Raw genomic sequence first — 20,713 nt, 5'->3', positions numbered from 1 at the left:
GGTATGCCCGACCTCGGCAAGATCGATCGCGAGTTCTTCGAGACGCACGTCCGCCCGCGCCTGGGAGCCGACCGCGACGACGTGCGCCTCGGTCCGACGCCGGGCGTCGACTTCGGCCTCCTCGATATCGGCGGGCGAGCCGTCGCCATCGCGACCGATCCCGTCTCGGTCCTCCCGCCCATCGGCTACGAACGCGCCGGGCGGTTCGCGCTGGACGTGGTGCTCGCGGACGTGGCCGTCAGCGGCCTGCCCCCGTCGCATCTGGCCATCTCCTTCTCGCTCCCGCCGGGGATGGGAGACGAGGAGTTCGCGGCCGTCTGGGCGGGACTGCACGCCGAGGCGGCCGATCTGGGCGTGAGCGTCGTCACCGGCCACACCGCCCGCTACGAGGGCTGTTCGTTTCCGTGGGTCGGCGGGGCAACGGCGCTCGCGGTCGGCGACCCCGGTGACGTGATCCGGCCGGACGGCGCCCGCCCCGGCGACGACCTGTTGGTGACGAACGGGCCGGCCGTCGAGACGACCGGCCTGTTGACGACGCTGTTTCCCGATCGGATCGACCTCCCGCCCGACACTCTCCGGACGGCACAGGCCCGCCTCGACGAGGCGAGTTGTGTCCGCGACGCGATGACCGCGGCCGCGGCGGGGCCGGTGACGGCGATGCACGACGCCACCGAAGGTGGCCTCCACGGCGCGTTCGTCGAGATGGCGACCGGCGCGGGCGTCCGGTTCGAACTCGAACGCGACCGGGTGCCGATCCGGCCTGGCGTCGAGGAAACGTGCGAGACGCTGGGGATCGACCCCTGGACCGCCACGGCGTCGGGATCGCTGGTGGTGACGGTCGCTCCCGAGGGAACCGAGGCGGTGCGGTCGGCACTGGACGACCGGGGGGCGGCCGTCGCGCGTATCGGCCGCGTCGTCGACGGCGAGGGCGTCGCCATCGACGGCGAGGAGATCGAGGCGCCGGGGGTCGATTCGTCGTGGGCGGCTTACTCGGCGCTCTCGACGGGAAGTTCGACGAACCCGTCGTCGACGTAGCGGTACGCGCGGATCGCATCTGGCGGCGAGACGATGCAGTAGACGTAGCCCGGCCACGTCGCCCGCGCGCGGTCCGTCGCGCTGGGACGGGGGGCGCTCTCGGGGTGGGAGTGATAGAAGCCGACGGCGTCGTCGCCGCGGTCCTCGATACGGTCGATGGCCGCCATCGTCGCCGCGGGGTCGAGTTCGTACTCGGTACGGGGGTGGGCGGCGACGTTCGGGACACGCCGGATCGCCGTCACGTGATCCGGGGGGCCGCGCTCGCCGGCGAAGATGCCACAGACCTCCGCCGGCGGATCGCGGTCGGCCCCCTTGCGGGCGTGGTCGAGGAGGGCATCGCGGACGCCGGGAGCGAGGGTGAGGCCGTCGTGGGAGTCGTCTGCGGTCACGCTCGACTCCCGATCATTCGAAGTCACGACGCATCGCGATTTCGAACCACGGGCAGAGGCGAAGCTGTCGGTACGCCCGCGGGTGTCCGTGGAGGTGATCGTAGTCGACCCAGAGGCGGCCGGCGATCTCCTCGGGTGCGGGGTCGAGCGTCGTGTCGTCGAGGGTCACCTTCAGGACGGCACACACCTCCCACTCCAGGCCCGCGTTCTCGTAGTAGCGCTTGTACTCGAACTTGTCCGTGATGCGGAGGTCACCGTACTGGTCGGGCGTGACGCCGAGTTCGTCGATCAGGCGCTGGCGGCAGGCGTCCTTTTGGCTCTGGCCTGGGCGGGGGTGGGACGCGACGGTGCCGTCCCAGTGGGTGTCCCAGAGGCGTTTGTCCGGTGCCCGCTGGCCGAGGAGGATGCGCCCCTCGCCGTCGAAGACCAGGGCAGTGAACGCGCGGTGGCGAACCCCCTCGCCCGTGTGGGCGTCGAGGCGGTTGACGGTGCCCTGTTCCTGATCGTCGGCATCGACGGCGATGACCTCCTGTGCGGCGTTGGGGTGGCTCTCGGCGTCGCCGCCCTCGTTCGGACTCATGTCAGGGCAGTCGGTGGGGAGGCTAATGGTGTCTTCGATGCGGGCTCCGGCGGGGGCGCTCGAATCGCCTATATGTGTGTCCGTCGAACGGCCAGCCATGACCGACGAGCAGGGATGGGCGGTCTCGACCGTCCGGGAACGCGTCCAGACGCGAGACGACCTCGACGGCGTGGCGGACGGACTGACCGCCATCGAGGACCGGGCCGACGACGGCCGGATCACGGTCGAAACCATGCGGGACTGGTACCGGACGTGTCGGGAATCACACCGCTCGACGGCGGCGGACCTGTCGGACGCCGAGGCGCGATTCGAGGCACTCGAGGCGTCGCTCGATCCGATCGACCGTGACACGAACCGGGTCCGCGCCAGACTCGACGAGTACGAGGACGGGTTCGACTCGATGCGCTCGGCGCTCGCGGCCACCGAAGAGCGACTGGACGCGACACCGAGGACCCCCGAGTCGGCCGTGGCGGCGTACGAGGCGGCCGCGAACCTCCGGCGGTGTGGACAGGTCGTCCACCAGGTCGCCCACTCGCTCCACCACGTCGAGGCGGAAGTGGCGAAGTTCGAGACGTGGCTCGGCGACCCCGCGACCCGGATCGACACGCTCGACGAGGAGATCGACGGCTTCGAGCGATATCTCGACAACACGGAGGGCCTCCTCGATCGGCTGGAAGCGGACGACCCCGCGGGGATCAGGCCGTTCGGCGCGTGGCTCGCGGCCTACCACCTCCAGCGGATGATGTCGCTGGTGTTCGAGGACCTCCGGGCCGACATCGCGGACCTCGAGGCGTGGCTGGAGCGACGGGACGGCTCGTACGGGGCCGACGTGGCGACGCTGCGGGACCGCCTCGACGAACTGGCGGCGCGCCACGAGACGTGTTCAGCGCGGCTCGACGCCGCGACGGCGGAGATAGACGACTTCGAGTCGAAGCGTGCCGGGGTCGCCGACTCGCTCGACCGGTTCGAGGCGGACCTCGACGGCCGCGAACCGCCGGTCGACTGGGGCGAAGTCGACGACCTGGTGCAGGGACAGTTCGACGACCTGGGGATTCAGGTCCGCTAGCCCATCCCGGTCGCAGACAGGTACTGCGCGCCGAACAGTACGGTGTTGTAGAGGCCGTGGACGACGGCCGGAACGACGAGGTTCCGGCTCCGCTCGTAGAGGTAGCCGAGGACGAGACCGAGCGTCGCGGCGACGGTGACGTAGGGCACCCGCGACCCGCCGGCCCCGGTGAGCGCGATCCAGTGGACGAGACCGAACAGGACGCTCGCGACGACGATGGCGACGCCCGGACCCCACGTCCGTCGGAGGATGCCCTGCACGCCGCCCCGGAAGACGAGTTCCTCGAAGGGGCCGACCAGGAGGATGGCGACGGGGATCATATAGAGGAAATATCGGGGGTCCTGCTGGCCGGTGACGACGACCTGGTTCTGCGCGACGGAGATGCCGAGGACGGTCAGCAGGCGGGCGATGGCGAGCTGGGCGAGGACGAGAGCGACGACGCCGAGGGCAATGAGGCCGACGGTCCGAAGCGTCGGGACGCGAAGCTGGAGGAGGTCCCAGTCGCGGGTGATGGCGAGATAGCCCCCGACGCCGACGCCGAAGCCGACGAACTGGAGGACGGAGGCGATCACGCGGAACTCCAGCGTTCCACGGTCGACGACGCCCGCGGCGACGAGGGCGTTCGCACCGAGGCCGACGATCGCGGTCGCACAGAGGAAGGCGCCGACGATCAGGAGGACGCCTTTGAACAGATCGCGGGCGCGCACGCCGAGTGGGGCGCGCACGTGGGTCACGTCGTCGGGCAGGTCGCCGATCCGTTCCCTGGTGGCGTAGTAGCCGACCGCGCCGACGACGCCGAGGACGAGGGTGCCGCCGGCGAGGGCCAACGGTCGATGGTGGCCCCGGAGCGACGCGTCCTGGTGGACGAGCGTCGCGAGTACCAGCCCGCCGAGCAGGTGAAGCATCGCCGCCGCGGCGAGTTCGTTGACCATGGTGGAGGGAGTCGCCCCGGAAGTAAGAATGGGTCGGATCGGCGACCGGCTACTCCACCACCAGCCGCCGTTTCTCGCCCACCGCCGTGGCCTCCTCGAAGTCGCCGCCGCCGAGGAGGCCGCGGGCGGCGCGTTTTCCCCACTCCACGGCGGGCTGGGTGAACGTCTCGACGCCGGCGAGTTCGCCGTAGAGGACACAGGCCGCCTCCATGCCGTAGAGCAGTTCGCCGACGCCGTGGGCGTCGAGGCGGTCCACCTCGACGCGGACGTTCGGGCAGTTCGCGGCCGCGAGACTCGCCTCCGTCGCCTCGAACTCCGCGTCGAGCAGGTCGCCGAGGCTCCCCCCACCGAGGTAGGCGAGGCCGTCGAGGTCCGTCTCGGGGATGGGCACGTCGGGGCCCTCGCGCGGGCGGACGAGTGTCACGAGTTTGTCGCGGGGGCCGGCGCGATAGAGCTGGAGCTGTGAGTGCTGGTCCGTCGCCCCGAGCGCGCGGGCTGGCGTCTGCCCGACGGCGTCTTTGCCCAAACTTTCGGCCCACAGTTGCGCGAACCACTCCGCGAAGCACTCCAGAGATTCGGCGTAGGGCATGACGGCGTTGACGCCAGCGCCGCGGCGTTCGAGTGCGTAGCAGGCGGCGCCGTAGGCGTAGGCGGGCGACTCGAACAGGGAGCCAGCCAGACGGTCGGCCTCGGCCCGCGCGCCGGCGAGGAGGGCGTCGATGTCGGCGCCGGCGAGGACGGCGACGGGGAGGGAAACGGTCGAGAGCGCCGAAAAGCGGCCGGGAACGCCCGCGGGCACGTCGAGGGCGGGCAGGTCGTGACGGTCGGCGAGGTTCCGGAGGTTGCCGTCGGGGCCCGTGGTGACGAGCGTCCGCTCGGTCCAGTCGACGCCCGCGCGCTCCATCGCCTCCCGGACGACGAGGAAGTTCGCCAGCGTCTCCGCCGTCGTGCCCGACCGGGAGACGACGTGGACGACGGTGTCGGCAAGCGGGAGGGAGTCGAGGAGCCGGTCGACGCCCGCGGGGTCGACGTTGTCTAGGACGTAGTGGTCGACCGCGCCGCCGAGGGCTTCGGAGAGGGTCGCGGCGCCGAGCGCGCTCCCGCCGATGCCGACGGTCAGGATCGCACTCGGGTCGTCGAAGCCGTCGACGGCCGCACGGACCGCGGCGGGATCGGCGGTGGTCGGGAGGTTCAGGGCCGCGTAGCCGTGTTCGCCGTCGTCGCGACCGCGGGCGATGCGTTCGTGGGCGTCGGTGACGCGCTCGTCGAGGCGGTCGAGCGCCGCCCGGGGCAGCCGAGGTTCGGCGTCGAGCGCGTTGCCGAGGTCGACGTACATACGCGTAGGCGCGGTAGGAGCGAATAAAGTCGTTTCCCGTTCCGTACGGTTCGCGGGCGGGAGACGCGTGGCCGTGTTTTAACACCGACGACGGCGTCGGCGGTCGATATGAAGATCAGCGGGCCCTCCGGGCGACTCGGCATCGCCCTCACGCTGGTGATCGGTCTCGCGTCGATAGGCTTCGGCGCGTACAGCTACACCACCCAGTCGGCGGCGCTTGACTCCGCAACGACGGTCGAGGGGACGATCACGTCCACGTCAATCGAGGAATCGTCGGGCAGGGGCGCCTCGTATACGCCGCGGGCGACGTTCGACTACACCTACCGGGGGGAGACGTACACGTCCTCGAAGGTCTACCCCGGCACGCTCTCGAAGGATTTCGACACCGAGCGTGCGGCCAGCGCCGAACTGGAGGGGTACGAACCGGGCACGACGGTGACGGTGTACGTCCCGACCGACTCGCCCGGGGCGGGGTATCTCGAGCCGGAGAGCACCAACAAGCCGTTCATCCTGGTCGGCGTCGGCGCCCTGTTCGTCGTGGGCGCGGGACGCTTGGTGCTGACGGGTTAGGCCGCCGGCCACCGCAGATACACCATCACGACGACGATAGTGAGTTGAAAGAACCCCTGCAGGCCGCTCAGGCGGGCGTTGCGCATACCGATCCGGCTGATCACGGTCGGGTCGGGGTCGCCGGAGGCGAGCTGTCGGTAGATGCGCACCTCGCCGGGGAGCAAGACGCCGAAGCCGACGACGGAGAGGACGGTGACGATGGCGAGCGCGAGGAGGATAGTGACCGAGGGCACGCCGAAGGCGTTGGCGGTGACGGCGAGGTAGGCACCGCCGCCGAGCAGCGAGACGGCGAAGGCGGCGAGCCACCGGGGGTCGTCGAAGGCGTCGAACTGCCAGCCGATCAGGAGGAGCGCGGGGACGGTGGTGGCGAGGGTGAGCAGGGCGATCCAGGGTTGGGAATGGGGGAAGACCCCGAGGCGTTCCGCGAGGGTGACGCCGCCGACGATGGTGACGAGGGCGAGCGACGGCATCAGGAAGGTCATCTTCGGCGTGAATCGCTGGAAGACGCTGGCGCGTTCCTCGACGGGCAGGCCCCCGAGGACGGGGCCGAGGACGAGGGCCATGAAGAGGTCGATGCCCGTCCACAGCACGCCCGCCATCACGTGGACGTAGATGTGGTGGACGACCGGTGCGACGGTGAGCGCGTAGGCGAGCGCGACGACCGGGACGGCGACGGCCCCGGCGGCGAAGGCCGGATTGGCCCGCTGACCCATGCCCCTGACCGCGCCACGAATGGTAGCCGTTGACATAGTGAAACCGACCGGACGAACGGGCAAAAACGTTCAGGGGATCAGAAGACGACGCCGTCCTGCAGGAGCGTAATCAAGACGGTCAGCACTGGCACGCTCGCGATGGTCGTCACGAAGATGGTCATGGTGAGATACTCCGAGGCCGAGAGGCCGTCGCGCTCCGCGGTGTCGCTGTACGAGAGTGTGAGCGCGAGGGGGATGAGCGCGACGGGCGTCGCACAGAGGAGGACGAACACCCGGGCAACGGCTGGGTCGCCGAAGCCGCCGAGGGCGACGGCGACGGCGAGGCCGACAAGCGGCGCGATGACGAGTTTGATGACCGACGGGCGGAGCACCCGGCGGACGTTGCCGTACGCCAGTCCGGACAGTTGGATGCCGACGATGACGAGCATCAGGGGGATGGAGGCGTCGCCGACGAGGCGGGCGGTGGACATGAACGTGCCGTCGGTCGGGGGCGCGACGCCGAGAAAGCGGACGACGCCCGCGGCGGCGATGGCGTAGACGAGGGGGAGACGGAAAATCTCCTTGACGGCGCCGATGCCCGCCTCGCCGCCGCCGCGGGAGGCGACGTAGACACCGAGGGTGTACATCAGGAACGCCTGCGCGGTGATGTAGATGACGGCGGTGGTGCGGCCGATGGCGCCGAAGGCGAATTCGGCGAGCGGGATGCCGTAGAAGCCGGCGTTGGGGAGCGCGCCCGCCAACACGTCCGCGCTCCGGTAGGGTTCGGGAACCCCCAGCAGTCGGTCGGCGAGTTCGGTGACGCCCATCGTGGCGACGACGAAGAGGAAAACGCCGGCGAAGATGCGCGCCACCGTCGCGCCCGAGAGCGTCGTCGTGACGATGCTGTGGAAGATGAGCGCGGGGAGAAAGAGATAGAGCGCGACGTCGTTCAACGGATCGACGTCCAGATCGAGCGTCGAGGCGAGGAGGTAGCCGAGTCCCATCACCGACACGATGGGGAGGATGGCGGAGGTGAACGCGGAGACGAGGGACATGGACGGCCGGTCGCCGTCGGGGCGTCTCAACCCCCGTGTGGAAGCAAGGGCTTCCGCTTCCGAAAGGACAGGTTTCAAGCGCGGCGGGCGCCGACGGGGCGTCATGTACGACCGACTCAAGGGGTTCCGCGATTTCTACCCCGAGGAGATGGCGGCCCGGCGGGCCGTGGCCGACGCGCTGGAGGGGACGGCCCGGCAGTACGGGTTCCGGGAGATCGGTACCCCGGCGCTCGAAGCCGTCGACCTCTACACCGACAAAAGCGGCGACGAGATCGTCGACGAACTGTACACCTTCGAGGACAAGGGCGGCCGGCACGTCGCGATGACGCCCGAACTGACGCCGACGGTGGCGCGGATGGTCGTCGCGAAAGGTCAGGAACTCCAGAAGCCGATCAAGTGGATGTCCACCCGACCGTTCTGGCGGTACGAACAGGTCCAGCAGGGGCGATTCCGCGAGTTCTACCAGACCAACGTCGACGTCTTCGGCTCCGCCGAACCCGAAGCGGACGCGGAGATCCTCGCGTACGCGGCCGACGCGCTGACGACGCTCGGCCTCGAAGGCGCGGACTTCGAGTTCCGTGTCTCCCACCGCGACATCCTCGGCGGCCTCCTGCGGGCGTTCGAGGCGGACGTGAACGTGCGAGCGGCGATCCGCGCCGTCGACAAGTCGGCCAAGATCGAACCGGCCGAATACTACGACCTGCTCCACGAGGCGGGGCTCTCCTACGATCAAGCCCAGCGGTTCGACGACCTGCTGGCGACGGGCGACCTCTCCGAGTTGACCGACTTCGCGGGCACCGACGAGGTGGCCGACGCGGTGGGCAACCTCCGGAACGTCCTCGACGCCGCCGCCGACTTCGGCGTTCGCGACTACTGCACCGTCTCCCTGGAGACGGCTCGAGGGCTGGACTACTACACCGGCACCGTCTTCGAGTGTTTCGACACGCAGGGCGAGGTGTCCCGCGCCGTCTTCGGCGGCGGGCGCTACGACGACCTGATCGAAAGCTACGGCGGTCAGCCCACGCCCGCGGTGGGCGTCGCTCCCGGCCACGCCACCCTCTCTCTGCTCCTCCAGCGGGCGGGCGTCTGGCCCGAAGAGGCACTGTCGACGGATTACTACGTCCTCTCGGTTGGCGACACCCGAGCCACGGCGGCGCGGGTGGCCCGGGACCTGCGCGACCGGGGCCACGTCGTCGAGACGGATCTCGCGGGGCGGAGCTTCGGCGCCCAGATGTCCTACGCCGACGGCGTCAACGCCGAGACGGTCGTCATCGTCGGCGAGCGTGACCTGGAAAGCGGCGAGGTGACCGTCAAGGAGATGTCGAGCGGCGACCAGACCACCGCCCCCGTCGACGAGTTTCCCGGTGAGCGGGAGCGGCCGACCTACGACGACTTCGCGTAAGCGACCCGATGCGTGCCTTCCGCGTCGCCTACGACGGCCGCCCGTACTTCGGCTTCCAGCGCCAGCCGGACGTGCCGACCGTCGAAGACGAACTGCTCGATGCGCTTCGCGCACACGGTATTCCGAACGACGGGGCGGACATCCCGCCCGGCTACGCCGCCGCCGGCCGCACTGACGCGGGCGTCTCGGCGCTCGCCCAGACCGTCGCATTCGAGGCACCGGATTGGCTCACGCCGGCGGCGTTCAACGCGGAACTCCCCGCGGCGATCCGGGCGTGGGCGGGCGCCGACGCCCCCGCCGGCTTCCACGCAACCCACGACGCGACCCGGCGCACGTACCGCTACTACTGCCACGGCCCCGGGTTGGACGACGACCGCGTGCGTGCGGCCCTCGACGCGCTGACCGGCGAGGGCGACTTCCACAACCTCACCACCGACGACGAGGGGACGGTCCGAACCCTCGATGCCGACTGCGCCCGCGACGGCGACTTCCTCGTCCTGACGCTCTCGGCGGACGGCTTCGCCCGGCACATGGTCCGCCGGATCGTCTCGCTCGTTCGGGCGGTCGGGAGCGGGGAGAGCGGCCTCGACCGGATCGATCGGGTCCTCGGCCCCGACCCACTCGACGGCCCGGGAGGCGTCCCGACCGCGCCGGCGACGCCGCTCGTCCTCGCGGACGTGACGTATCCCGGGCTCTCGTTCGAGCCCGACCCTCAGGCTGTCGAGAGCGCCCGCGAGGCCTTCGGTGAGCGGCGCATCGAGGCGTCGACCGCCGCACGAGTCGTCGGTGACCTGTGTGACGGACTCGAGTGAACGGCGCGGTGCGAGGTGAGACGGGCGTGTGTCCGCCGGCGGTTGCGCGGAGCAGCCACACGGATCGCGACCCGACGACGTAAAACGGTGGGACGTGTATCCGCCCGCATGTCCGAACGCACTGCGGTCGTCCTCGCCGGCGGTCGGTCGACGCGGTTCGGCGACGGTGACAAGTCGGTCGCCGACCTCGCCGGGACGCCGATGATCCGCCGGGTCGTCGACCGGATAACCCCCGTCGTGGACGCCGTCGTGATCAACTGTCGGGCCGCACAGCGAGCAGCGATCGCGGACGCCCTCGATGGCGCCAGCGTCCCCGTCGCGTTCGCGGAGGACGACTACCCCGACGAGGGACCGATGGCGGGGATGGCGACGGGCCTTCGCGCCGTCGACGGCGAGTACGCGTTCGTCGTCGCCTGCGACATGCCCTTCGTCGACGCCGGGTTCGTGGACTACCTGTTCGAGCGGGCAGCGGGTCACGACGCCGCCGTCCCGCGCCCCGACCAGTGGTTCGAGACCACCCACGCCGTCTACCGGGCGGCGGCGATGGCCGACGCCTGCGAGGCGGCGCTGGAGGCTGGCGAGGATCGCATCGTCGCGCCGCTTTTCGACCTCGATTTCGTCGTCGTCGACGGCGACGAGGTCCGAACGCATGGTCGTCCGAGCACGTTCGAGAACTGCAACACGCCGGAGGACTTCGAGGACGCGGCGCGACGGCTATAGTAGCGTTTGGAACTGTTTGCACACCTGATCGCAGGACTGCGTGCCATCAGGTGTGCTCTGACTTATAAAGGCTACTACAGAGGAGGAGCCGTAGCCCGCCGAACGGTCGTGGCGGACGGGAGCGGCGCTACTCGACCACGTCGACCACCTCGGCGTCCAGCATCCGCGCGAGCACCACCCGCGACACGTTGGTGCGCTCGTGGACGGCGTCCGCGATGGCGCGGCCGGTCGCGGCCAGGTCGTCGTCGTCGACCATGTTGATCAGCGGGACGACCGTCGCACTCGGGGGGACGCCCTTGCGGCCGCCGAGTCGGTCCGCGAGGACGGCGCCCACGTCCTCGGGGCCGATCCGATCGCCGAGGTCGAGGCCGGTGAGTTCGGCGACCCGCTCCGGGCGGTGGACGTGGGTCTCCGAGAGCGGTTCGCCCACGACGCGGGCGCTGGCGATGGGGATCACCGTATCGGCGGTGGCGGGGATCTGGGGTTCGCGCTCGTCGGGCGCTTTCAACAGGCGCGTTCGGGCGCCGTCGGCTTTGACCAGTACCGGCCCGTGTCCGGGCGTCGCGCGGATGGCGGAGACGGTTTCGCGGTCGTAGCCGAGATACCGGTCGTCGCGCTCCCGTTCGGGGACGAGGCCGAGCGGCCAGTCGGTCGCGTCTCGGAGCGCGCCGACTGGGTCGCGGGTGAGACGTACCGCGGCGACTTCGTCGTCGAAGATGGGGATGCGGACGGTCGCGGTGACGACGGCGCGATCCAGCCGGTTCGCGAGCGCGTAGAGCGTCGTCTTCTTGCCGCCGGCACCGACGACACAGACGAGCGGCGAGTCGGCCGACAGCGCCTCGATGAGATCCATACCGCTGCTTTCGCGTCCAGTCACTTCGGCGTATCGGGCGCGTGATCCGACGGATTACGGGCGGGACACGAGCGGGCCGGCGCCCACCCTCGTCACGGTCGGGTCACGCCCCGGACGTGCGACTGCTCGTGGGCCGGGAACACGTCGTCGACGGCGCCGTCCTCGCGCTCTGTCAGGAGCGCCCGGAGTTCCGCCTCGTAGTCGGCCCGGGTGATCGACTCGCTCGGGCCGGTGTCCACGTCGAGGGTGGCGTCGGCGAGGCGGTCGACGGCCCGCCGGCCGAAGCCGGCGAGGGGGGCGAGGTAGTCCACGCCGCGACGGTCTTCGAGGCTCCGCGCCGTCGCGCGGTCGACGGTCGGCGCCCGGTCGTCGCGGCGGGTGCCGTCGGCGACGGCGGTCACGTCGAGGTCCGCGGCGCGTTCGAGCGCGTGTTCGTGTGCCCGCTGGATGCCGTGTCGGGGGTAACCGTCGGCGAGGAGTCGGTCGACGGCGTCGTCGGCGACTGCGGGGTCGAGGTCGAGCCGTCGGAACGGGTAGCCGAGGCGCTCGGCCGCCCGCTGGGCGTGACGCCAATCCGAACTGACCCCGAAGGTACCGGTGACGAGGGTCACCTCGTAGAAGGGGTCGAGGGAGAGCGCCGCGAGCGTGGAGTCCTTGCCGCCGCTGTAGAGGACGGCGACGTCCATGCTACCGCCGACGGATGTCGAAGCTCTTGTCGGGCGTGAGCTCCTTCAGGAGCTTCCGCATCTGGTCCTCGTCGATGCGGTCCTGAATCCGACCGCTCCGTGCGAGGGCGACGACTTGCTGTTCGACCTGTTCGGCCACCTCCGGTTTCGACATCTGGACGGCGTTGAGCCGCTGGCGGGCGCCGTCGGTGAGGTGTTGTTTCAACAGCGCCTGTTTCTGGGCTTCGGCCTGCTGTTGGGCGGCCTGCTGGGCCTCGCCCCCCTCGGGACCGCCGCCCTCCTGGGCCTGGTCTTTCAGTTCCTGCATCTTCTGCTGGCGAAGCTCCTCGAGTCGTTCGTCGTCGGGGTTCCCACTCATGACTATGAATTCCGTCGAAACAGTAAAAACGATTTCGGAGGCCGAAGCGGTCGGGCCGCGTCGGTCTACGCGTACTTCTCGAGTTCGGGGCGGTCGAGGTCCGCGAGCACGTCGGCGGCCACCTCGTCGAGGAAGCTCCGTCCGGCGGGCGTGGCGACGCGACCCTCGCCCTGCGCGGTGGAGACGAGGTCCTCCTCCTCCAGTTGCTGGAGCGCCGTGCGGATGATCTTCTTGCTGCCGGCGTCGGCGTGGGCGGCGGCGACGCGGTAGCGCGTCGAGCCCTGGTTTCGGTCGCCGTACGCCGTCGAGAGGCGGTCGACGCCGACGGGACCGTCGACGGCGACTTTCCGCAGGAGGCTCGCGGCACGGGTGACCCAGAAGTCGTCCTGCTGGGGCGGGAGTTCCTTGCTGACGCCGGTCTTGGTGTAGTCGGCCCAGTCGGGGGCGTCGATGCGGTCCTCGAGCCGGTCGGCGAGCGCCTCGATGAGCGCGTCGGCCGGCACGTCGTAGAGGGTTACCATTGGCGCAGCGTTCCCGCGGACGGAGTTTAAACCCATCGTATTCGGTACGCGGGCCACGCACTCGAAGGCTACGAGGCGCCGCGCGATCGGAGCCCGACGACGCCCGTCACGATACCGCCAAGCACCGTCGGCGTCCAGTAGACGGCGCCGCGGAACACGACCACGGCGGCGAGGGCGACGGCCTCGGTGACGCCGGGAAGCGGGGCGGCGACGAGCAGGACGACGAGGACACTCTCGATACCGCCGGCGCCGCCGGGGAGGGGCGTCACGCCCGCGATGGCACCGATGGGGACGATAAAGAGGGCGACCGAGAGGGGGACCGGGTGGCCGATGGCCTGGAAGGCGAGCCAGAGGCCGAGCATCTGGCAGAACCAGCCGAGCGCGGAGAGCGCGAGCGCGAGCGCCAGGCCGCGGGGGTTGGCCGCCACGCGCTCGATGGCCCGGAAGAACCCGTTGATGCGACGTTCGATGCCGCCGACGGTCGGGACTGGCACGCGTGGGAGCCGATCCGCCACCCGGCGGATGGTCGGCGTGAGGAACCCGACGACGCGTCGTTCCAGCCGGTAGCGACGTTGCCAGCCGAGATAGACGAGCGCGGGGACGCCGACGGCGAGGACCGTCACCGCCGCCAGCGCGAGTTCGAGGCGACGGTTCGTGCCGAGGGCGACTTCGGTGACGAAGTAGCCGACGCCGATGAGGGCGATGGTGATCGAGGGGACGAAGTTGAGCGTGTCGACGCTGGCGATGGCGGCCAGCCCCTTTTCGTACTCCGCATCTGTCACACGCGAGATGAGGAGGGCGGTGATCGGCTCGCCACCCGCCTGACCGAACGGCGTGACGTTGTTGGCGAACATCGCGCCCGTGAACACGAGGAAGGCCTGCGGGACCGACAGCGAGACGCCGAGGACATCGAGGACGATTCGGAGGGCAAAGCCCCAGGCCGCGAGCCAACCGAGCGTAGCGAGAAAGACCAGCGCCACCACCCGGAGGTCGGCGGCCGCGAGTTGCGAGACCAGGTCGTCGACCCCTGCGACCGAAAGCAGGATGGCGAAGACGGCGAGGGCGCCGGCGAACCCGAGAATCGTCGCTCGAATCCGTCCGCCGGACATGCCTGCGGGGAAGGGGAGACGGCCCATTAACCCACCGACTCGCGCCGCCGTTCGTCGTGGCTTTTTATTCGCTCGTCGTGAACGCCGTGCATGGACGAACGGAGCGCGTTGGGACGGCTCGCCGAACGGATCGACGCGGCGGGCGACGACGCGGCGGTGATCGACGGGCTGGTCGTGACGACCGACATGCTCCACGAACGGACGGACTTTCCGGCGGGGACGACCCGATACACCGCGGGCTGGCGGACGATCGGCGCGTCGCTATCGGACGTGGCGGCGATGGGCGCGAGCGCGACGGCCGCCGTCGCCGCCTACGGCGCGCCCACGTTCGAGGCCGAGGAGATAGCGGCGTTCGTCGACGGCGCGAGCGACGTGTGCGAGATGACCGGCGCCGAGTACGTCGGCGGCGACCTCGACAACCACGACGAGTTCACCGTCGCGGGAACGGTCGTCGGCCGGACCGACCATCCGGTCTATCGGACGGGCGCGTCGGCGGGCGAGGCGGTCTACGTGACGGGGACGCTCGGGCGGACGGGCGCCGCCATCCGCGAGTTCGAACGGGGGAACGCCGACCGGGGCAACGACCTCTTTCGGTTCGAGCCGCGGGTCGCGGCCGGCCGACAGCTAGCCCCCGTCGCGACGGCGATGATGGACTCCTCGGACGGCCTCGCACGCTCGCTGCACCAACTCGCCGCGGCGAGCGACTGCGGCTTCGAGGTGGAGTGGGATCGGCTGCCGGTCGATCCGAGCGTCGAGGCCGTCGCGGCCGACGAGCGCGAGCGTCGCGACCTCTCGACGTACTTCGGAGAGGACTTCGAACTCGTCTTCACCGGATCGGCGGCGGCAGTCGACGCGGTTCGGGAGTCGGTCGAAACCACGATCACACGGATCGGAACGGTGACCGACGGCGGCGTCCGCGCCGACGGCGACCCGCTTCCGGACCGGGGCTACAGCCACTAACCCAGAAGCTGGATGGGAACGAGCAGGAAACAGAGGGCGCCGAGGGCGAAGGTGAGGAGGCCGACGACCTGGCGTTTCCAGCCGAGCGGCGTCTCGTCCGCGGGGTTGGCGGGGCCGTTGTACGCGATGAACGTGGCAAACAGGCCCCAAAAGGCCCACAACCCGACGGATTCGTTGATCGAGAGGTCGCGGACGAAGTAGAGGTAGGCCGCGAGGCCGAACAGGACCATCGGCACCAGCGAGGCGACCGTCTCCTGGCGCCGTCCGAGCATCGCTCGGACCATGTGCCCGCCGTCGAGTTGGCCGACAGGGAGGAGGTTGAGGACGGTGAAGAACATCCCTACCCAGCCGCCGATGATGACGGGGTGGACGGTCTTGGTCGGGTCGGCGTAGCTGGTCGGCTGTCCCAGGGCCGTCGCGATCAGGTCGAGAAGCGGCGGGTTGTTGAAGACGATGACCTGTGCGGAGGAGTCGACGACCCTCGACGGGATCGTCATCGGGTCGAGCGAGAGGCCGATGGCGGTGACGACGACCGTGGCGACGAGGCCGGTCAGCGGGCCGGCGACGCCGATGTCGAACAGTGTCTTGCGGTCGGGCATCCGCCCGCGCATCCGGATGATGGCCCCGAGCGTCCCGAAGGGGACGACGAAGGGGATGAGATACGGGAGGGACACGTCGACGCCGTGGTATCGGCCGGCGAGGTAGTGACCGAGTTCGTGGGCGGTCAGGACGCCGAGGACGGCGGCCGTGAACGGCCACGCTCGAAGGGCGAGCAGGGGGTTCGCGGCGAGGTCGGCCGGCGGGATGTAGTACCACGCGAAGGCGCCGACGAAAAGCGTCGAGACCATCGTCGCGACCAACAGGGCGAGGTTGGGCCACGGAAACCCGTCGATCCGGCCGTCCGCGGGCGTCGCGACGACGACGGTTTCGTAGGGTTCGCGACCGGCTTCGAGGTCGACCCGGTAGCCGGCGTGGCGAAACGGCTCCCGGAGTTCGTCACCCAGCGAACTGCGCGGAACGAGGGGCTCGCCGTAGTAGCGAAGCCTGTCGCCGTCGCGGTCGATGTCGCGAACGTAAAATACGGCTTCGAGAGCGTCCAATGGCGGCCCATCGGCTCTGTCCATCGGTATTCGGTACGTCGCTCAGTCGTATAAAACCCGTGAAGCGGGCCCGTGTGCGTGGCGGGGACCAGCGGCGACGAGGGGGCCTACGCGGGTTCGATTCGCCAGGTGGTCGCGCTCGTGTACGACCACTTCTCGACGGAGAGTTCGGTCGCGGAGTCGCGGAGTTTGACCATCAGGGCACCGATCTCTTTGGGCGAGAGACCGACCTCGTCGGCGATGAACTTACTCTTGAAGTAGAGTTCACCGTCCTGGGCCTTCGAGAGCAGGTACTCCTTCAGGCGCTCCTCTTTCGACGCGCTGTCGTCGGTCCCGGTGGAGGGGTCTGGGGTTGCGCTCATTTGTTGTCGCCTCGATCCGACGTACATACCCGAGGATGTTATAAAGGGAGGAACGTTCGGAGCAGTTCGGCCAGTTTTATCGATTTACCCACTTTCGTGAAATCTTTAAGACGTTTTATTGGACCACGAGACATTTTATAATCTCTCCAAAGACTTCGTTTCCAGAAAATAGAGTTGAGAATTAATACGGCCGAAATCGCGATCGTTCCGGGGGATCAGGGCCGCTCGTGAATCCAGAACTCCTCGTTTTCGGTGGTTTCCTTTTTGAAGATCGGGACCTCGTCTTTCAGACGGTTGATGCCGTCCTCGACGGTTCGAAACGCCTCCTCGCGGTGGCCGGCGAGGACGACGACGAACACGATGTCCTCCCCCTCGCGGATGACGCCCGTTCGGTGGTGCATCAGCACCTCGAACACGCCGTCACGGGCTTCGAGTTCCTCGCGGATGGCCCGCATCCGGTCGGCAGCGACGCCCTCGTACTTCTCGAACTCCAGGTGCGTAGTCGGCGTGTCGTCCGCGGCGTCTTTCACGCGGACGCGCCCGGTGAACGTCGCGATGGCGCCCGATCGCTCCGCGAGTGGTGAGGCTTTCGCCCGGTCGACGAGCGATTCGAGGGTGATTCGGGGATCGAGGTCGGCGGCGGCGTCGAGCACCGGATCGAGGTCGGCGGCGGCGTCGGCGAGGGTGAGGATAACGTCGCCGGCGGGGTCGGCGTCCCCGATGGCGACCGTCGGGAGACGGGCGTCCGCGAAGCCGACGGTGAGGGCGTAGTCGAACTCCGGGACGAGGTCGTCGAGCAGGTTGGGCAGGTCACGACCGTCGCCCGCGCCGATCCACGAGCCGTCGGGTGAGAGGCCGTATGCCGCGCCGGCGTCGGTGTCGCGGGCGGCCGTCTCGGGGAGCGTCTCGACGGTGGCGACCCGGCCGTCGAGTCGCGGGACGAGTCGGTCGGCCACCTCCACGGCGTCGGGGCCGACGAGATTGAGGGTTTTCATACGTGGGGAAGCGCACGCGGACCCTTAACAGTGTCTCGACGGCGCGAGGCACGCGGACGCGTACCGAAGCGGGGACCGCTTGACAACCCTTAAGCCGGCATCGCGGCAACCGAAGGCCAATGCGAGTGGTCATCTCCATCGGCGGGAGCGTCCTCGCGCCCGACCTCGACGCCGACCGCGTCGCGGGCCACGCGGCGGCGGTCGAACGTCTCGTCGAGGCGGACTGCGAAGTCGGCGCGGTGGTGGGCGGTGGCGGCGTCGCCCGCGACTACATCGGGGCGGCGCGTCGCCTCGGCGCCAACGAGGTACAGTTGGACCAGGTCGGCATCGACGTGACGCGGATCAACGCCCGCCTGCTGATCGCGGCACTCGGCGACGTCTCCGCACCCTCGCCCGCTCGCGACTACGAGGCGGCCGGCGAGGCGCTCCGCCGGGGCGACGTGGCCGTCATGGGCGGTGTCATGCCCGGGCAGACGACCGACGCCGTCGCCGCGGCGCTGGCCGAATACGTCGACGCCGACCTCCTCGTCTACGCCACGAGCGTCGACGGCGTGTTCAGCGCCGACCCCGACGGTGACCCCGACGCCGAGCAGTACCCCCGGCTCTCGGGAACGGAACTCGTCGACCTCGTGGCGCCGATGAGTCGCGGCGCCGGGGCGTCGGCACCGGTCGACCTGCTGGCGGCGAAACTCATCGAGCGCTCGACGATGCGGACGATCGTCCTCGACGGGACCGATCCCGAACGGGTCGCGGACGCCGTCCTCGGGGGCGAGCATTCCGGCACCGACGTGATTCCCGAGGGGAGTCACGAACCGGAGCGGTGGACATGAGCGACGACCACAACGCCTTCTGGGCCGACGACATCGCGGACGAAATCGAGGCACGAAAGCCCGAGGACCCCATCGTCATCAAGGGCGGGGTCTCGCCCTCCGGCGTCCCCCACCTCGGCCACTTCAACGAGATCATGCGCGGCTACTTCGTCGCGAGCGTCCTCCGGGAACGCGGCCACGAGGTCCGGCAGGTGTTCACGAGCGACGACCGCGACGCCCTACGGAGCGTCCCCCGGACCCTCGCCGACGCGGACTGGAACCTCGTCGGCCTCGGCGACATCGACGCGGGGGCGCTGGGACGGAACCTCGGGGTACCCTACACGGACATCCCCGACCCCGTCGGCGAGAGCGACTCCTACGGAGACCACTTCACCGACCTGCTGGCCCGGAGCGCCGCGGCCGTCGACGTCGAGGTGGAACTGGTGTCGAACACCGACCTCTACGAATCCGGTGAGTTCGAGGCCGTTACGCGGGACGTGCTCGAAAAGCGCGACCTGGCCCGCGAGGTGCTCGCCGAATACCAGGACGGGGTCGACGAGGACTACGTCCCCTTCATGCCGCAGTGTTCGGAGTGCGGGCGGCTCACCCAGGACGTGCGCGGCGTCGACCTGGAGGCGGGGACCGTCGACTACGTCTGCTCCGGCCTCGACGCCGGCGGCGACCACATCGACGGCTGTGGACACGCGGGGACGGCCACGTTGCGGGAGGGCAAACTCCCCTGGCGCTTCGAGTGGCCCGCACAGTGGACGGTCCTCGGCGTCGACTTCGAACCCTTCGGGAAGGACCACGCGGAGGGCTCGTGGCCCAGCGGCGAGGAGATCGCCCGCCGGGTGCTCGGTATCGAGCCGCCGGTCCCGATGACCTACGAGTGGTTCACGCTCAACGGCGAACCGCTCTCCTCCTCGGCGGGCAACGTCGTCACCGTCGACGAGGTGCTCGCCCTCCTCGAACCCGAGGTGCTTCGCTACTTCTTCGTCCGCAACCCCAAGCGCGCCAAGGACTTCGACGTGGCGCGTATCGACCTGCTGGTCGACGAGTTCGACCGCTTCGAGCGCGTCTACTTCGGCGAGGAGGCGGACGCGGACCTCGAACCCCTCGCGGAGCGGGCCTACCCTTACCTCGTCGACGAGGTGCGCGAAAAGCGGGTGCGCCTCCCGTACACCTTCGCCGCGGTGCTTGGCATGACCGACGACCGCGACCTTCGAGTGCGGATGGCGCGCAATCAGGGCTTTTTCGACGACGACACGCCGGCGTGGGCGGTGGAGGCGGCGCTGGCGCGAGTCGAGCGCGCACGCACCTGGGCCGAGCGCATGGACAACGCCTACAACTACCGCCTGCAGGCCGAACTGCCCGAAACCGACTTCGACGACAGCGTGGTCGCGGCGCTTTCCGACCTCGCCGACTTCGTGGCCGAGGGCCACGACGGCGAGGAGATTCAGGGCCAGATGTACGAGATACCGCGTGCTCACGGCGTCGAGGTGGGCGACTTCTTCGCCGCGGGCTATCGGCTCTTCTTCGACGACACCGAGGGGCCGCGTCTGGGCGAGTTCCTCGGCGAACTCGACGAGTCGTTCGTGGTGAAGCGGCTGCGGCGAGAGGGCTAGTCCTTCCAGTCCGGATCGGTCCGCGGTGGGCTGAAGATATCGACGCCCTCGAAGGGTTCGTCGCCACGGTTTTCGACCCGGTGAGGGTCGCCGCCGGGGATGACGTAGGAGTCACCCGCCGAGACGGCGTGTTCCTCGCCGTCGATGATGAAGACCGCCTCGCCGCGCCAGGCATAGCCCGCCTGCTCGTGTGGATGGCTGTGTTCGGGTACCTCGGCGCCGGGGTCGATGACGTAGCCCTGTACGCTCGTCTTCTCGCCCGCGGCCAGTTGCGAGAGGCGCACGTCCGGCACCGCTTCGGTCATCGCCGTGTCGTCGTACGAACGAATGTCCATACCGTTCGGGGGCGGGCAGGGATCATAAATTGTCGTGCCGGCGTCCATCACCCGTCGTCGACGCGGACGGTGTCCTCCTCGCGGACGCCGTCGGCGGCGCCGGCGGGCAGTTCGATCACGGTGTCGGCGGCCGCCCGGCCGAGACCCGTCCACGCCGACAGGCGACTGACCCGCTCGACCCGGCCGCCGCGGAGCCAGACGGCGTCGATGTCGAACGGGACGCCGACCATATGCAGGGTTCGGGGGGCGGGGCGACCGAACGGGAAGACGAGCGCCGACCCGTCGGGAAAGGAGCGGCGGAACATCAGCCCGCGCGCCCTGGCGAGAAAGGAGTCGGCGACGCGAACGTCCGTGGCGAGGACGCGGGTGTCGCCGTCGCCGTCGTGGACGATGCGTGTCATGGGCGGAGCC

Annotated in this window: 25 protein-coding genes; 9 read left to right on the top strand and 16 right to left on the bottom strand. The window is 69.7% G+C overall.

Features of this window, described 5'->3' with window-relative positions; all coding sequences use genetic code 11:
- Positions 1–3: 3 nt before the first annotated feature.
- Positions 4–1,035 carry an AIR synthase family protein gene (locus HALNA_RS03975; RefSeq protein WP_049935090.1) on the top strand — a complete coding sequence of 344 codons (1,032 nt, stop codon included), beginning with the start codon at positions 4–6 and terminating at the stop codon, positions 1,033–1,035.
- On the opposite strand, the gene HALNA_RS03970 is transcribed toward HALNA_RS03975, so the two are convergent.
- Both HALNA_RS03970 and HALNA_RS03965 read right to left on the bottom strand, forming a co-directional pair.
- On the bottom strand, positions 987–1,424 hold the full coding sequence (locus tag HALNA_RS03970) for a desampylase (RefSeq protein ID WP_049935089.1): 438 nt from the start codon (positions 1,422–1,424) through the stop codon (positions 987–989). The genes HALNA_RS03975 and HALNA_RS03970 overlap by 49 nt on opposite strands.
- A gap of 13 nt (positions 1,425–1,437) precedes the next feature.
- Positions 1,438–2,004, bottom strand: a complete 567-nt coding sequence (locus HALNA_RS03965) for an NUDIX hydrolase (RefSeq protein WP_049935088.1) — start codon at positions 2,002–2,004, stop codon at positions 1,438–1,440.
- A gap of 97 nt (positions 2,005–2,101) precedes the next feature.
- Between HALNA_RS03965 and HALNA_RS03960 the strand changes: the two genes are divergently transcribed.
- The gene (locus tag HALNA_RS03960) at positions 2,102–3,070 is read left to right on the top strand and encodes a hypothetical protein (RefSeq protein ID WP_049935087.1); all 969 of its coding nucleotides are present in this window, start codon (positions 2,102–2,104) and stop codon (positions 3,068–3,070) included.
- Here HALNA_RS03960 and HALNA_RS03955 read toward each other — a convergent pair.
- Complete coding sequence (locus HALNA_RS03955) at positions 3,067–4,002, bottom strand: CPBP family intramembrane glutamic endopeptidase (RefSeq protein ID WP_049935086.1); 936 nt, start codon at positions 4,000–4,002, stop codon at positions 3,067–3,069. The genes HALNA_RS03960 and HALNA_RS03955 overlap by 4 nt on opposite strands.
- A 49-nt stretch (positions 4,003–4,051) precedes the next feature.
- The gene (locus HALNA_RS03950; RefSeq protein WP_049935085.1) at positions 4,052–5,338 is read right to left on the bottom strand and encodes a hypothetical protein; all 1,287 of its coding nucleotides are present in this window, start codon (positions 5,336–5,338) and stop codon (positions 4,052–4,054) included.
- 108 nt (positions 5,339–5,446) lie between these two features.
- Here HALNA_RS03950 and HALNA_RS03945 point away from each other — a divergent pair, with 108 nt between their 5' ends.
- Positions 5,447–5,908, top strand: a complete 462-nt coding sequence (locus tag HALNA_RS03945; RefSeq protein WP_049935084.1) for a DUF3592 domain-containing protein — start codon at positions 5,447–5,449, stop codon at positions 5,906–5,908.
- On the opposite strand, the gene HALNA_RS03940 is transcribed toward HALNA_RS03945, so the two are convergent.
- The gene (locus HALNA_RS03940) at positions 5,905–6,621 is read right to left on the bottom strand and encodes a hypothetical protein (RefSeq protein WP_049935083.1); all 717 of its coding nucleotides are present in this window, start codon (positions 6,619–6,621) and stop codon (positions 5,905–5,907) included. The two genes, HALNA_RS03945 and HALNA_RS03940, sit on opposite strands and share 4 nt — an antisense overlap.
- A 77-nt stretch (positions 6,622–6,698) precedes the next feature.
- Entirely contained in the window at positions 6,699–7,655 is a 957-nt protein-coding gene (locus HALNA_RS03935; RefSeq protein ID WP_049935082.1) for an AEC family transporter, read from the bottom strand.
- Positions 7,656–7,758: 103 nt separating this feature from the next.
- Here HALNA_RS03935 and hisS point away from each other — a divergent pair, with 103 nt between their 5' ends.
- From hisS to HALNA_RS03920, 3 genes are all read left to right on the top strand, one after another.
- Positions 7,759–9,057 carry a histidine--tRNA ligase gene (hisS, locus tag HALNA_RS03930; RefSeq protein ID WP_049935081.1) on the top strand — a complete coding sequence of 433 codons (1,299 nt, stop codon included), beginning with the start codon at positions 7,759–7,761 and terminating at the stop codon, positions 9,055–9,057.
- Positions 9,058–9,065: 8 nt separating this feature from the next.
- The gene (truA, locus tag HALNA_RS03925; protein WP_049935080.1) at positions 9,066–9,869 is read left to right on the top strand and encodes a tRNA pseudouridine(38-40) synthase TruA; all 804 of its coding nucleotides are present in this window, start codon (positions 9,066–9,068) and stop codon (positions 9,867–9,869) included.
- A gap of 108 nt (positions 9,870–9,977) precedes the next feature.
- The gene (locus HALNA_RS03920) at positions 9,978–10,589 is read left to right on the top strand and encodes a molybdenum cofactor guanylyltransferase (protein ID WP_049935079.1); all 612 of its coding nucleotides are present in this window, start codon (positions 9,978–9,980) and stop codon (positions 10,587–10,589) included.
- Between the two features lie 127 nt (positions 10,590–10,716).
- Here HALNA_RS03920 and yqeC read toward each other — a convergent pair whose 3' ends face one another.
- The 5 genes from yqeC to HALNA_RS03895 all read right to left on the bottom strand — a co-directional run bounded on the left by yqeC (position 10,717) and on the right by HALNA_RS03895 (position 14,116).
- A complete protein-coding gene (gene yqeC, locus HALNA_RS03915) occupies positions 10,717–11,442 on the bottom strand; it encodes a selenium cofactor biosynthesis protein YqeC (protein WP_049935078.1) in 726 nt (241 codons plus the stop codon).
- A 92-nt stretch (positions 11,443–11,534) separates the two neighbouring features.
- Positions 11,535–12,128 carry a DUF7411 family protein gene (locus HALNA_RS03910; protein WP_049935077.1) on the bottom strand — a complete coding sequence of 198 codons (594 nt, stop codon included), beginning with the start codon at positions 12,126–12,128 and terminating at the stop codon, positions 11,535–11,537.
- Position 12,129: 1 nt separating this feature from the next.
- Positions 12,130–12,486, bottom strand: coding sequence for a DNA-binding protein (locus HALNA_RS03905; protein WP_049935076.1), 357 nt, complete (start codon positions 12,484–12,486; stop codon positions 12,130–12,132).
- A gap of 65 nt (positions 12,487–12,551) precedes the next feature.
- Positions 12,552–13,007 (bottom strand): 30S ribosomal protein S19e, encoded by a 456-nt coding sequence (locus HALNA_RS03900; RefSeq protein ID WP_049935075.1) that lies wholly within the window; start codon positions 13,005–13,007, stop codon positions 12,552–12,554.
- 68 nt (positions 13,008–13,075) lie between these two features.
- Positions 13,076–14,116, bottom strand: a complete 1,041-nt coding sequence (locus tag HALNA_RS03895; RefSeq protein ID WP_049935074.1) for a lysylphosphatidylglycerol synthase transmembrane domain-containing protein — start codon at positions 14,114–14,116, stop codon at positions 13,076–13,078.
- Positions 14,117–14,206: 90 nt separating this feature from the next.
- Between HALNA_RS03895 and thiL the strand changes: the two genes are divergently transcribed.
- Entirely contained in the window at positions 14,207–15,076 is an 870-nt protein-coding gene (gene thiL, locus HALNA_RS03890) for a thiamine-phosphate kinase (RefSeq protein WP_049935073.1), read from the top strand.
- Here thiL and HALNA_RS03885 read toward each other — a convergent pair.
- The 3 genes from HALNA_RS03885 to HALNA_RS03875 all read right to left on the bottom strand — a co-directional run bounded on the left by HALNA_RS03885 (position 15,073) and on the right by HALNA_RS03875 (position 17,533).
- Positions 15,073–16,200: a site-2 protease family protein gene (locus HALNA_RS03885; protein ID WP_049935072.1), complete on the bottom strand. Its 1,128-nt coding sequence runs from the start codon at positions 16,198–16,200 to the stop codon at positions 15,073–15,075. The two genes, thiL and HALNA_RS03885, sit on opposite strands and share 4 nt — an antisense overlap.
- Before the next feature lie 83 nt (positions 16,201–16,283).
- Positions 16,284–16,538, bottom strand: coding sequence for a DUF7123 family protein (locus HALNA_RS03880; protein WP_049935071.1), 255 nt, complete (start codon positions 16,536–16,538; stop codon positions 16,284–16,286).
- Positions 16,539–16,753: 215 nt separating this feature from the next.
- The gene (locus HALNA_RS03875) at positions 16,754–17,533 is read right to left on the bottom strand and encodes a molybdopterin synthase (protein ID WP_049935070.1); all 780 of its coding nucleotides are present in this window, start codon (positions 17,531–17,533) and stop codon (positions 16,754–16,756) included.
- Between the two features lie 119 nt (positions 17,534–17,652).
- On the opposite strand from HALNA_RS03875, the gene pyrH reads away from it, so the two are divergent.
- Together pyrH and lysS are read left to right on the top strand one after the other, a co-directional pair.
- Positions 17,653–18,363: a UMP kinase gene (gene pyrH / locus HALNA_RS03870; protein ID WP_049935069.1), complete on the top strand. Its 711-nt coding sequence runs from the start codon at positions 17,653–17,655 to the stop codon at positions 18,361–18,363.
- Entirely contained in the window at positions 18,360–19,967 is a 1,608-nt protein-coding gene (gene lysS, locus HALNA_RS03865; protein WP_049937948.1) for a lysine--tRNA ligase, read from the top strand. Before pyrH ends, lysS begins: the two co-directional genes overlap by 4 nt.
- Here the strand turns inward: lysS and HALNA_RS03860 are convergent.
- Positions 19,964–20,302: a cupin domain-containing protein gene (locus HALNA_RS03860; protein WP_049935068.1), complete on the bottom strand. Its 339-nt coding sequence runs from the start codon at positions 20,300–20,302 to the stop codon at positions 19,964–19,966. The genes lysS and HALNA_RS03860 overlap by 4 nt on opposite strands.
- Positions 20,303–20,349: 47 nt before the next feature.
- A complete protein-coding gene (locus HALNA_RS03855) occupies positions 20,350–20,703 on the bottom strand; it encodes a DUF192 domain-containing protein (RefSeq protein ID WP_049935067.1) in 354 nt (117 codons plus the stop codon).
- Positions 20,704–20,713 lie beyond the last annotated feature (10 nt).

Source organism: Haloplanus natans DSM 17983 (genome assembly GCF_000427685.1).
Taxonomy (GTDB): Archaea; Halobacteriota; Halobacteria; order Halobacteriales; family Haloferacaceae; genus Haloplanus; species Haloplanus natans.
The sequence above is the reverse complement of the archived record's forward strand: the minus strand, read 5'-3'. Positions and strand labels throughout refer to the sequence as shown.